The following is a 12,775-nucleotide window of genomic DNA, read 5'->3' as shown; positions in this document are numbered from 1 at the left end:
ATTTGTGCTAACTGCTTGGTTATATTGCCGTCTTCTTGTCCGCGTATGCGCATGCCTAGCATAAAGCGCTGGTAGGTAAAATACTCCGCATCTCTTATTTGCCTTTTTGATTCGATGAAAAATGCTAAATTTACTATAACTAACGCGGCAAAAAAGAAAAAAGATATTAGTTTGATTATGGATATATTACGCATTGATAAATTTATACCCTATACCGCGCACGGGGTGAATGAATCGCGGATTTTTAGGATCGTCTCCTATTTTTTGACGCAAGCGCCCTATGGCAACATCGATGCTTTTTAGTCCGCTTTGAAATTTCGCCTGACCCAAATTTATCAAAATATCCTCTCTTGGTATAACCATCCCCTCTTTTTCATAAAGGTAGATAAAGATGTCAAATTCCGCTTTCGTTAGCGCTATCTCCTCTTTGTTTTTTATGACGATACGCCTTTGTTTATCGACGCAAAAGGTTTTGGAGTCGTTGTTAGTTTGTATCCCTCGACGGAGTATCGCTCTTAGCCTAAATGCAAGCTCTATGGGTTCGTACGGCTTTGCCATATAGTCATCCGCCCCAAGCTCAAAGCCCTTTATCTTATCTAGCGTTTCGCTGCGGGCCGACGATATGATGATAGGTAACGATGGATAGCTGTGTCTTACGTGCTTGCACACTTCAAGGCCGTCCATGTCGGGCAAGCCAAGATCAAGCACCAATGCGTCAAAAGCATTTTTTGCGTCTAGAATTTTAAGTCCTTCAACCGGATTTGTGACTATGGTTACGCCAATCTCGCTTTTTGCCAATGCAAATTTTAAAAGCTCGGCCAGTTCAAGATCGTCTTCTATAAGCAAAATTTCTATCATAGTAGCTATTATATCAAATTTAAAATTTAAAACTAAAAAATATTTTTTAGTTAATGTTACCAAAATCTTACCGTTTTTGATAGGCCTACATGTTATAATTTCGCTCATAAATCCAAAGATGATGGTGTAAAAATTTAAAGGAGGTTATAGTGAAAACATGTTTTTTGACGATCGGCAAGAGTAAATTTGCTCTTAGTTTGGCTGCGCTTATGGCTATGGCGACCTGTACAAGTGCGAGTGAGAGCTTGGCGGAGGCTTTACAAACAAGCACTATGGGTGCGACAGTATTTTCATACTACGATATGGACTCGACCGAGTACTTCCCGCCAGCCAGCAGAACAAATAGAATTCGTGAGCATATCGGCGGTTTAGGTGCTGAGCTTAGGTTTTTAACTGGCTCTTACTATGGCTTTAAGCTTGGTCTTACGGCTCAGGGCTTAGTAAATTTCGGTCCGTCAAAGGCTGCAAAAGAGTATTTTGCCTATGACTGGAATAGCGAAGGTGTAGCACTTTCAGAGGCCTACTTAGGATATGAAAATGACTATATCGACTTTAAACTAGGTCGCCAGTACTACAACTCAAAATACACAGGCCTAGTGCCGCCGCTTGTGGCTACAAACACGGATGTGGGCTACAAAGAGGCGTTTGAGGGCGTGAGCGCTAGGATAAAGCTTGATAGCATAGATACCGTTATCGGCCTAGCTGACTTTTGGAAATTTGCCGGTAGATCAAGCGCCGTAACGGGCGGCGATCATGGTGCGCCAAGATTTAAAGACAGAGTTGTTATCGGCGGCTTTGGGCCTTACGGCTATAAATTTGACAATATCTTTAACTCATTTGTGACATATAGCGGCCTTCCCGGCGTCTCACTCACGGCGGGTTACGCAAACGTATCTGGTCTTGAATATGACGATGCAGCCAACTCAAAAGGCGATATAAATTTCTACTTCGCAGCTGCTGGCTACAAAACGCCTACGCTTTTTGAAAACGCGATCGTTGGCATAGACTTTATGTATAAAGGCTCAAGAACAAACGGTACTTTAAAAGAGAATTTCGACTTTAACGGCAACTACTACGCAGGCATGATAGGGCTTTATAACGCTTACGGCTTTGATCTTAGATATGCATATTCAACCGTTAGCAAAAACCAAATGGCGCTTCAAGGTATAGGTAACGACGTTGGCTCATTTACGGCTACTCCGATCTACGGTCCGTTTTTATTTATGAATTTTGCTGGTATGAATTTACATAAATTTAGCACAGGCTACGACTTTAGCAACGTAGGCGTCGACGGTCTTAGAGTGGACGCTGACTACTGGTATGGCAAGCAGCATAACGGCAGCAACGTTCGCTCAGGCGGCCTTCATGGTCAAGCGCCAGGAACTAGGATAGATGTAGAGGGTTGGGACGTGCAAGTTAGCTATAAAGTTCCTGCAGTAAAAGGCTTAAAGCTATCTGCTATCTACGAAACTATGGATAGAAAGCTAAAATATACAAACGGTGGCTCTGACGGCAAAACGACGGATGAAGAGCTTTGGCTAAGAGCGTCTTATGACTTTGACATATTAAAATAAAACTTGAAACAAGGAGTATAAAATGGTAGAAAAAAATGAACTATCACGCCGCTCGTTTTTAAAACGTAGTGGCGCACTCACACTTGGCTCAGTTGCAGCAGGATCAGCGCTGCTAACAGGCTGTGATAACCCAAATAACCACCTCATCCACCCAGAAAAGGAGACCACAAAAGCACCTGAAGTGCCAAAATGGCTGGGCGCTGAGCCGCAAATTTCAGACAAAGATATCAAAGAGACGCTTGAAACCGATGTACTTATCATAGGTGCCGGCGTTTCGGGACTCCACGCTGCACGTGCCGCAACTGAAAAAGGCGCTAGAGTTATCGTCCTAGAAAAAGCCGGTCGCTTTCAAGTTAGAAGCGGTCAGTACGGCACTCTAGGCAATAAATTTCAAAGAGAGCTTGGTATCAAATATGACAAGAATGCAGCTATAAATGAGCATTTAAAACAGATGGGATACCGTGCCGATCAGCGCGTATGGAACTACTGGGCAGATCACAGCGGCGAGGACTTTGACTGGATGATAGAGCTTGCTCCTGCGGTACATTTTATGAAAGAGACCGATACGCAGCTTGATAGAAGTAAGATAAATTTGATGCTCATGCACTATCCGCTCCCGGCAGGATACGATCCAAGCAAAGAAAATAGCCCAAGCTATCCAACCGTTATGACATTTTTGCCTAGCCAAGAGCCGATGATGGAGCTAGTTTATGAAAAATCTATAAAGCAAGGCGCAAAATATATCTTCAAAACTCGTGCGAAAAAGCTACTTCGCGACAAAACAACTGGCAAAATGCAAGGAGCAATCGCACAAAATATGGCTGATGGCTCATATATCAAGATAAATGCTAAGTCGGTGATACTTGCTACGGGCGATTATATGAACGACCCTGAGATGGTAAAGACATTTGTGCCGTGGGTGGCAAATTTCTTCTGTCCGTTTCCAAACAGAGACTACAAAAACAATCCGACAAACACGGGAGACGGGCATAAGCTTGGCTCATGGATAGGCGCAAAGCTAGAAGACGGACCGCACGCACCAGTCGCTCACACGCTTGGCGGACCGCTTGGCGTTGATGCGTTTTTACTAACAAATGCAAAGGGAGAGCGCTTTACAAATGAAGATCTAAGCGGTCAGCAAGTCACTCAGCCGCTCTCTCGCCAACCAGGAGGCTTTGGCTGGCAGGTATTTGACTCTAAATTTCCAGAGCAAGTCGGCCTCATGGGCGTATCACACGGCAGTGTAAACCACTGTGTAGAAGATAATCCAAAGCTTCCACCTGACTGCCAGTGGGCGATAGGCAAAACATCGTATATATCGGTAAAAGATATTGAAGAGATGCCTGATGTATTTAAAGCAAACAGCATAGAAGAACTTGCCGGTATGCTATACCCTAATAATCAAAAGGCACAAACGCAGTTTTTAGCAACTATAAAACGCTACAACGAGCTATGCGACAAAGGTTACGATGATGACTTTGGTAAGACCGCAAAGAGGATGTTTCCAGTACGTCACGCGCCGTTTTATGCCGGCAAAATGGGAGTAGGTGCGAGCCTGGTCGTAATGGGTGGCTTTACCGTTGAGCCAAGTACCGCAAACGTGCTAGATACCGACTATAACGAAATTTCTGGACTTTATGCCTGCGGTAACGTCATGGGCGGACGCTTTTTGGGTGACTATCCGGTAGTTTTAGCCGGCACTAGCCACGGAACATGCCTATGCTACGGACGCTTAGCAGGCTATCAGGCTGCGGCAAACGCAAAAGGAGTACAAGCATGAGCAATAGAAAAAAATATACGATAATAGGGCTAATAATAGCTGCCGTCATAGGTTTTATAGCGTTTCACCAGGTACAAGCAGCTAGCCACAAGGCTGAATTTTGTATCTTGTGTCACAACATGCAGCCAGAGTACGACTCCTATACAAAAGGAAATTTGTTAGCTAAAAAGCATAACGACGCAAATGTAACATGCCACGACTGCCACGTCCCAACCATAGCAGAGCAACTAAACGAGGTCAGGATGTATGCGATGGGCGATTTTGAGATGCCAACAAAACAAAGAGGATTTACAAACGAGCAATGCACAAGCTGTCATAAGGTAGATGAGATCAGAAAAAAGACCGCAAACTATGGTTTGTCTAACCCACATAATGGTGTCCATAATAGAGACAATGAAATGCTTCAGTGCCAATCATGTCACGCAGTGCATCATCCACAAAAGCTAAATACTTGCATGTCTTGCCACCCGATAGACTGGAAAGTAGATAGCAGCTGGAAGATGTATCCGCCTAGCGAAAAATAATCTCCTACTTGACAAATCCGCCTCACTCGGGGCGGATTTATCTCCTCTGTAAATATAAATAGCTCAAGATAAGTTAAGCGGATTTTCTCTTATCAATTTTAGCAAAAAGCAATGGATCTCTCTTTTATATCTGTAGTTTAGTAGCTCAAATTTAAAACAATTTAGATATTTAATGCCGTCTATATATCCGTTCGACTATTTCTTCAAAAATAGTAGGTATTTCTTCTTCTCGTATAACGTCTTTTAATATGAATATGTTGTTTATTCCTGAGGTGTCAATACTAAAACCTAATTCTTGAATGTTGTTGTCGGCCGCGTTCTTTAATTTATGCTGTTCGAGAAATAATTTTGAACCAGGAAGTGAATAAAAAAGAATTTCGGCGACATACCGTATGTAAAAAAAGTATTTTTTGAGCAATTCTTGACAATGAATCTAAATTTACTATTGGCGTAATTATCAAAACATAGTTTTAGTTCAAACTGAAACATATTTTAAAATATCGTCCAGATTTTTCACTATAAATTTTAAAATTACTTTATTAAGCCTTTTATACTTTAGCATTCTATTCTCGCTTTATCCCAAGCTTATCGCCAAAATTTTGTTTGATGTAGATATGCAAAATATCGATCGCGGCGGGCGTTACGCCGCTGATCTCGCTCGCGGCAAACAGCGTCGGCGGCGCAAAGCGATTTAGCTTCTGCACGATCTCGTTGCTAAGCCCTCCGATCTTGCTAAAATCGATCTGCGGCGGGATCGCGACGCCAAGCAGCCCCTTCATCCTCTCGACCTCGGCGCGCTGCATCGCGATGTAGAAATGATACTTGCACTGCGTTAAAATTTCATCCAAAACCTCATCGCTAAAGCCCTCAAAATGCGGCGCTAAAGCGAGCAGTCCCGCCTTTGAAAAGCCGCTTTTGGCTACGATTTTTTGCAAGCTACAGCTTTGTGAAATGGGCTCCGCGCCGATACTTTGCAGCAGGCTAAGCGTCTGTTTCGAAGGGGTAATCTGCGTTTTTAGCAAAAATTCCATTCCGCTCTGCACATCGAGCTTAAATTTGCTCGCCCGCTCGTAGCTCGCCTCGTCTAAAAGCCCGATCTCGCGGCCGTATTCGCTCAGGCGTAGCACGGCGTTGCCCTCGCGCAGCAGCAGGCGAAATTCCGCGCGCGAAGTAAACATTCGGTAAGGCTCGTTCGTGCCCTTGGTGACGAGATCATCGATCAAAACGCCGATATACGCCTCATCCCTACGCAAAATCAAAGGCTGCCGCCCGCGCAAATCAAGCACGGCGTTGATGCCCGCCATCAGCCCCTGCGCCGCGGCCTCTTCGTAGCCGGTGGTGCCGTTGATCTGGCCTGCCAAAAACAGCCCGCGGATCTTTTTGGTCTCGAGGCTGTGTTTAAGCTCGGTAGGATCGATAAAATCATACTCGATCGCATAGCCCGGGCGGACGATTTTAGCATTTTCAAAGCCTCTGATCGTGCGCAGAAACGCAATCTGCACGTCGTAAGGAAGGCTCGTAGAAAGCCCGTTTACGTAATACTCCGTAGCCTCGCGCGTCTGCGGCTCGACGAAGACGTGGTGGCGGTCGCGATTTGGAAACTCATAAATTTTAGTCTCGATGCTCGGGCAGTAGCGCGGACCGGTGCTTGAAATTTGCCCCGTAAACATCGGCGCGCGGGCGAAATTTTCGCGGATGATTTCGTGCGTGCGCTCGTTCGTATAAGCGATGAAGCAAGCAAGCTGCTTCGGCGCAAAATTTTTGCTGCGAAAGCTGAAAGGGCGCGGATCCGCGTCGCCGTCTTGGCGCTCAAGCACGCTAAAATCGATCGTCTTAGCATCGATCCTTGGGCAGGTACCGGTCTTTAGCCGCCCCATTTGCAACCCTAGACTTCGCAGCGATTCGGCTAGCTCGACGCTCGCCAGCTCGCCCACGCGTCCCGCTTGCAGCTTGTTCTCGCCCACGTGAATTAGCCCGTTTAAAAAGGTGCCGGCGGTGATTATCAGATGCTTTGTTTCATAAACGTTGCCAAGATGGGTTTTAACGCCGCAAATGCGCGGAGCGCCGCCTTGCTCGCAGGTTAAAATTTCGCTCGCGATCTCCTGGCTTATGTCCAGCCCCTGCGTGTTTAGCAGCAAATTTCGCATGTAGATGCGGTATTCGTCCATATCTATCTGAGCACGCGAGCCTCGCACGGCGGGGCCTTTGCTCTCGTTTAAAATTCTAAACTGCAGCCCGCACGCATCCGCTGCAAGCCCCATCTGACCGCCCAGCGCGTCGATCTCCTTTACCAGATGCCCCTTTGCAAGGCCGCCGATTGCGGGGTTACAGCTCGCAGCGCCGATCTGCTCGGCTAAGATCGTAATTAGCAGCGTCTTTGCGCCCATTTTTGCGGCGGCTAAGCTTGCCTCGATACCCGCGTGCCCGCCGCCCACAACGATAACGTCGTATTTCATTTTTTGCCTTTAAATTTAAAGCCGCAATTTTAGCCAAAATAAAATTTCAAAACGATAAATCGCGCGCGGATACCATGGGTAGCGGCTCGCTATGTATTTTTCATACGCGTAAAATTTTACCGCGCCGCAACTTTGAAGCGAGTTTAATTTGCTCCGTCGCATAAGCAGAATGCGGACGAGCCGTCCGTAAAAATCGCGGTGCAAAATCGGCACGCGAAGGGCGTAAAATTCCGCGTAAATTTTTAGCGTAAAATTCCTGCGCCAAATTTCGCGTGCGAGCTTTGCTTTAAATTTCGCATTGTATAATTACGCATTTTTTTCAAAAAGGCTAAGTATTGATAGACAAATTTTATATTTCCGAGCTGAAAGATCGCGTGATAGGCGGCTGCGAGATTGCGAAGGAGGAGGCGCTAAATCTGGCGCGATGCGAGGATTTGGGCGCGCTTTTTGCGGCTGCGGATGAGATCAGACGCGAGTTTTGCGGCGATAAATTTAATCTCTGCACGATCATAAACGTAAAATCGGGGCGCTGTAGCGAGGACTGCAAATACTGCGCGCAGTCGGCGCATTTTAACACGGGCTGCGAGATTTACGGAATTTTGGGCGAGCAGCAGGTGCTAAGCGCCGCGCTGGCGAACGAAGCCGAACAGACGCACCGTTTCTCGCTCGTCGCCAGCGGGCGCGGAATTTCTCAAAAAAGCTCCGATCTGAGAGCATACTGCGCGATCTACGAGCGGCTGCGAAGCGAAACGCGGCTGCATCTGTGCGCCTCGCTGGGAATCGCTTCAAAGCCCGCGCTGGCGCTGCTTAAAGCAAGCGGCGTGCAGACCTATCATCACAATCTCGAGACTTCGCGAAAATTTTATCCGCAGATCTGCACGACGCACAGCTACGACGACCGCATCCAAACTATCGAGAATTGCCGCGCCGTAGGGCTTGACGTATGTAGCGGCGGGATTTTCGGGCTGGGCGAGGGCATGGAGGATCGCATCGATATGGCGCTGCAGCTGCGAGAGCTGGGCGTTAGCTCCGTGCCGATCAATATCCTGACCCCGATCAAGGGCACTCCGTTGCAAAACGCCGCGCCGCTAGCGCACGATGAAATTTTAAAATCGATCGCGATCTACCGCTTCATCTTGCCGCGCGCGTATCTGCGCTTCGCAGGCGGCAGGCGAAATTTGGGCGAGCATGTGCGCACGGCGCTTGGATGCGGCATCAACTCAGCGCTTACGGGCAATTTCTTAACCACCACCGGCGATAGCATCGCAAGCGACAAGGCGCTTGTGGCGCAGTGCGGATTCGACCTCGCAAAGGGCGCGGACTAGCGGCAGTCGGGAATTAAAGATAAAATTTAAGAGGCGCTATGAAGTTAAAATTTTTCTCTGCCTTGATTTTAGTCGTGTTGCTTTGCGGTTGCTCGACGCTCTCGCAGGACGGCAAGGAGGCTTTGTTTGCAACAGGCGCGAACAGATGCGACATCGCAAGCTCGCTAAATAAGGAGCAGCCAAACCGCTGCGCGAAGCGGCAAAAAATTGACGCCGAAGTCGCGCGAAAGGCGCAAGAGCAAGCAGCGTCGCAAGATACGCTTAATTCATTCAGAGCGGACAGCGCGCAAGCACAGCAAAGAGCGCAGCAGCAGTATATCGCCACGCAGCAAAGCCTGATGCAACAGCAATCGCAGCAGCAACTGGAGCAGATGCAGCAGCGACAAAATATGCGAAATTTACAAAACGAGCAGAACTGGAATAGGCTGCGTAATCTGGAAAATATAAGTAGTGGCGGGATTTAGCCGTGAATTTTACAATTTGATCTAAATTTTAATTCGCGCGACTTTAATTCTAGAGCAATTAGCCTAGATAAAAAAATATGATGAAATTTTAATCAACATACTACAAAATCAAATGAGGTCTTAATTTCAAGGGCAGGCAGCCGAATGCTAGAAAATTTTAATTGATTTTAAGTGATGAAATGGTGACCCACAGGAGATTTGAACTCCTGTTACCGGCGTGAGAGGCCAGCGTCCTAACCACTAGACGAGTGGGCCGCGAAATTAAAAATGAGATAATAGCGAAGTGTATATAAATTTTGGATTAAATTATATATTTTCTGCAAAAAATAATGCAAAATAAAATTTCATAACTCCTGCAAAATGCCAGTTCAGGCGCCAGCGGCTTTATTTTAACTCTAGCACGATAAAATATAATATGGAGTGAAATTTTAAAAAAGCGAAACAATACACAAATTTTCGCCATTCACTTTTGCGCTGCGCTTAAATTTCAGATACCGCGCAAATTCTACGCCGCTATTTTAAATTTAAAAAGTTAAATCCATTTTAAACAGAATTTGCGTAAAATCCCATTTCAAAAATGTATTACGCGAGCGGCGGCGCCAAAGTAAACGGCGGCACCAAATAAAATTCGCGGTAGTAGCCCAAGGATGAGATATTCGGCGGCATGCTGGGCTTAAATCATTCACAGCGACGTAAAGTACGAAGTATGCGCGGCGGCGTAAAATTAAAATTCGCAGCGGCTAAATTTAAAGCCCGCGCGGTGATAATCAAAGCAGCGCCCGCCGTTCATCTGCGCAGTGCAAGCAGCGAACCGCACATTAAAAATTTAAAGGGATAAAATGAATAAAGCTTTTCAAAGAGCGAAGCTGCAAGGCACGCTCGGCGCGCTCTGCCTACTGGTCGGCAGCGCGGCGTATTTTATAAAAGGCGAGATCGCGTACCTGGATTCTCAAATCTTAGTGTGGATTTTTGCTTTCACATTCATTTACCACGCGCTTAAAAACATCCAAAATATCACGGGCCCGCAGGTTTTTATAATCTTCAAATACGCTTACAGCATTGCGCTTGCGGCGCTACTATATTTTTCAGCCATTTATATACTCAGAAGATGTGATTGTAATAGGCTACAAATATACGTGCCGTATTTGATATTTGCGGTTACGGTCGCTTGGATAATTATAAATTTTAAGTTGCGCGCCGCTACCGGATGCAAGCTTTTTGCCGTATATGCCGCACTACTAATCGCAGATATCGGCGCAGACATCATCTACGGCATGCTGCAAGTACTCGCGCCGCCCCTCATCACCCCAAGCGTCGTAAAATACATGGCGCTAGCGAATTTGTTATTCGAGCCCTTGGCGCCTGCGGTGCTGCTCCTTGCCTGGCCTAGTATGAAAAGCTCCGCGAGCTCGCAGGATCTGTGGCATTAGGCGCGCAGGGCGACGATTTTACGCGAGAGGTTTAAATTTGAATCGCCGCATTGCGATTGTTTTTCGATCGCCTAAGCGGTACAATTTCGCACATTTTAAAATTTACGGTGCGACGAAATAAGCGCGGAATTTCATCTTGCAAAGGCGGAGTTTGGAATTTTAAATCCTCGTTGCGCGCCGCTCAGCCCGAGCGTATCGGCGACGGCGTTTGCAAACGCGGCGTAGCAGGGACCTAGCAAGCGTCTGCGCCAAAGACGCTCGCTTTTTTTTGACGCCGTTTTGTAAATTGTAGCGAAAAATGCGCCGCGAAAGGTTTGCAAACTTTGCTACGACGCGACTATTGAGATTTACATCGCGACGTTACGATGCCTTGAGTTTAAAATATCTTCATCGCGCATAATGAAAGCGGGCGTTTCAAATTCAATGCATACGCCTTTTGCAGGCATATCGGCTCGTATCCAAACGAAATTTTATCCGTCGTTTGCGCTCCCGAGACGATGCGCTCGGCAAGCCCAATCTTTTTCAATAGTATGCAGCTAAAAAATTTGATTTTATACCTAAATTTAAAAGCTCCGATTTCAATTTCAATCCCGCCCTTTGATTGCACCGACGCAGGCTAGAGCATACTTTAGCCGCTTAAAATTTATAAACGAAGCGCAATCCCGCGTTGATCCCTTCTTTCTTGCCGCTTAAACCCTCTAGTTTCAAGGAAGTATCCAGCTTGCCGCTCGAATACTTCGCGCCGATCTCACCGATAGCGGTATTGCCCTTGACGCTCGCGGCATCAATATCCATAGCGTAGGTACTATTATAGCCGCCGATCTTGCCTTTAAATTCTCGCTCGAAAGCGGCTCCCGCGAAAAGCTCCACGTTATCGCTTACGTCGAAATTAAATCGAGCGCCTGCCCTGCTTCTTACAGAATCGATACCCTCCAGCTTGATGCCCTCGCCCAAGACCTCCGTTTTCTTAGAATCGATATGCGTATAAAAGCCCTTGACATAAACGTCCGCATTGAGATTAGCGCTCAGCTCGAAAATCTTGCCGAGGGCTAAATTTGCCCCGTAGTAGGTTCTCGTTACGTCGTATTCGGCCCTTCCCGAGGCCAGAGAAGCCTCGTAGTCCGATTTGATGCGACCGATTTTGGCTCCCGATTTGGCATAGAAATTTTCCGCCAAGTCGAATTCGCTCACAATGCCCGCCCCCGCGTATTTGAGATCGCCGCTGCCTTTGACGGCGAAATCATTGAAGCTCTCATATTTACCGCCGCCCGTTTCTACGTATCCTCCCAGGCTCGCGCCGTCCCCAATACGGCCCATCGCTCCTGCGAGCACGGAGATACCTTTGTTTTCTACATAGGAGCCGGAATTGTAGCGCATATTAAAACCTCCCGCATACGCAAACGTTCCGTCTGCGGTATCCGTTATTCCCGAAAGGATATCGTCGCTTTGATTTATCGCGCCTAGCACCGCGGCGCCGGTTTCCAGCGTATTTTTATTTTGCGCCATTAGCTTCGCTCCGATTCGATCAGAATTCGGCAGAGGCTGCGGATCGGGATTTATCGTGATTTTGGTTACGTCGGCGATCAGGTCTTTATCGTCGTTAGCGCTACGCAAGGCGAATGTATAGGCAGTCGAAAGCCCGCTTTGAACTAACTGTTCGGAGCGGTTAGCCATATCGCCGAATTTTATCCCGCTTGCGGTTTTTATGAGATTTACGCGATCGCCCGATTTGAGCTTATCCGCTCCGTTTGCTATACCCACGCCGATAGTCGCTTTGCTTATATCGGTTAGCTCGCCGCTTACTAAATTTAAAATCGTCTCGTCGTTTGCGGTATCCGCGGCTAGATAGAAATTGAGTTTTTCAAAGCCCGCGATCGATTTAAACGTATCGTTTTTGCCGTAGACGTTGAAAGTGTTGCCGCTTAATTTTTGGTTTTCCCGACCGAATGCGACGCAGAGATCCAATCGGCTCCAATCTTTATCGCGGACATATACGTTAAGCACGTTATCTCTCGCTTCCGCACCGTCGTGCGCCCACATTATATTCGCAACGTCTATCCTACCGCGAAGATCGTCCGCATCTTTGAGATTTACGACGTTGTTCGTAAGCTTACTATTTCCCCATGCAAATGCGGCCCGCATAGCGCTCAACGAATCGCCGATCGTGCCGCCGTTGATATTTAAAACGTTACCATCGGCGGTACCGCTATTGCCGAGATACGCAGCGGTAAAGGTAGTCGTTAAACGTTCGCCTTTGGTACCGTTGATATTAAGCGTATTTTCATTCGCCGCACCCCCATTGATATCTACAACCGAAAGACCGTGATAAATCATAGTGCCGTTTAAATTTAAGACATTTTTCGT

At 46.9% G+C, this 12,775-nt stretch carries 10 protein-coding genes and 1 tRNA gene; 6 read left to right on the top strand and 5 right to left on the bottom strand.

Going from position 1 to position 12,775, the window contains the following annotated elements:
• Positions 1-186: 186 nt before the first annotated feature.
• The gene (locus Q0340_RS02590; protein ID WP_363317245.1) at positions 187-858 is read right to left on the bottom strand and encodes a response regulator transcription factor; all 672 of its coding nucleotides are present in this window, start codon (positions 856-858) and stop codon (positions 187-189) included.
• A gap of 149 nt (positions 859-1,007) precedes the next feature.
• On the opposite strand from Q0340_RS02590, the gene Q0340_RS02585 reads away from it, so the two are divergent.
• From Q0340_RS02585 to Q0340_RS02575, 3 genes are read left to right on the top strand one after another with little or no spacing between them, the layout of a single operon-like run.
• The gene (locus Q0340_RS02585; protein WP_298082042.1) at positions 1,008-2,432 is read left to right on the top strand and encodes a metalloid reductase RarA; all 1,425 of its coding nucleotides are present in this window, start codon (positions 1,008-1,010) and stop codon (positions 2,430-2,432) included.
• A gap of 22 nt (positions 2,433-2,454) precedes the next feature.
• A complete protein-coding gene (locus tag Q0340_RS02580; RefSeq protein WP_298082041.1) occupies positions 2,455-4,212 on the top strand; it encodes an FAD-dependent oxidoreductase in 1,758 nt (585 codons plus the stop codon).
• Positions 4,152-4,736: a cytochrome c3 family protein gene (locus tag Q0340_RS02575; protein WP_298082040.1), complete on the top strand. Its 585-nt coding sequence runs from the start codon at positions 4,152-4,154 to the stop codon at positions 4,734-4,736. Before Q0340_RS02580 ends, Q0340_RS02575 begins: the two co-directional genes overlap by 61 nt.
• Positions 4,737-5,299: 563 nt before the next feature.
• On the opposite strand, the gene mnmG is transcribed toward Q0340_RS02575, so the two are convergent.
• Positions 5,300-7,192, bottom strand: a complete 1,893-nt coding sequence (gene mnmG / locus Q0340_RS02570; RefSeq protein WP_298082039.1) for a tRNA uridine-5-carboxymethylaminomethyl(34) synthesis enzyme MnmG — start codon at positions 7,190-7,192, stop codon at positions 5,300-5,302.
• A gap of 335 nt (positions 7,193-7,527) precedes the next feature.
• On the opposite strand from mnmG, the gene bioB reads away from it, so the two are divergent.
• Both bioB and Q0340_RS02560 read left to right on the top strand, forming a co-directional pair.
• Positions 7,528-8,517, top strand: coding sequence for a biotin synthase BioB (bioB, locus tag Q0340_RS02565; protein ID WP_298082038.1), 990 nt, complete (start codon positions 7,528-7,530; stop codon positions 8,515-8,517).
• Between the two features lie 38 nt (positions 8,518-8,555).
• On the top strand, positions 8,556-8,981 hold the full coding sequence (locus Q0340_RS02560; RefSeq protein WP_298082037.1) for a hypothetical protein: 426 nt from the start codon (positions 8,556-8,558) through the stop codon (positions 8,979-8,981).
• A gap of 180 nt (positions 8,982-9,161) precedes the next feature.
• Here the strand turns inward: Q0340_RS02560 and Q0340_RS02555 are convergent.
• Positions 9,162-9,236 (bottom strand) — tRNA-Glu (locus Q0340_RS02555).
• A 584-nt stretch (positions 9,237-9,820) separates the two neighbouring features.
• Between Q0340_RS02555 and Q0340_RS02550 the strand changes: the two genes are divergently transcribed.
• Positions 9,821-10,411, top strand: a complete 591-nt coding sequence (locus tag Q0340_RS02550) for a hypothetical protein (RefSeq protein WP_298082036.1) — start codon at positions 9,821-9,823, stop codon at positions 10,409-10,411.
• A gap of 376 nt (positions 10,412-10,787) precedes the next feature.
• Here the strand turns inward: Q0340_RS02550 and Q0340_RS02545 are convergent, their stop codons facing one another.
• Both Q0340_RS02545 and Q0340_RS02540 read right to left on the bottom strand, forming a co-directional pair.
• Positions 10,788-10,937, bottom strand: a complete 150-nt coding sequence (locus Q0340_RS02545; protein ID WP_156187200.1) for a hypothetical protein — start codon at positions 10,935-10,937, stop codon at positions 10,788-10,790.
• A gap of 110 nt (positions 10,938-11,047) precedes the next feature.
• A partial coding sequence (locus tag Q0340_RS02540) for an autotransporter outer membrane beta-barrel domain-containing protein (RefSeq protein ID WP_298082035.1) occupies positions 11,048-12,775 on the bottom strand: 1,728 nt, incomplete at its 5' end.

This window comes from uncultured Campylobacter sp. (assembly GCF_938045595.1).
GTDB lineage: Bacteria > Campylobacterota > Campylobacteria > Campylobacterales > Campylobacteraceae > Campylobacter_B.
This window is presented reverse-complemented; position numbering and strand designations above follow the sequence as displayed.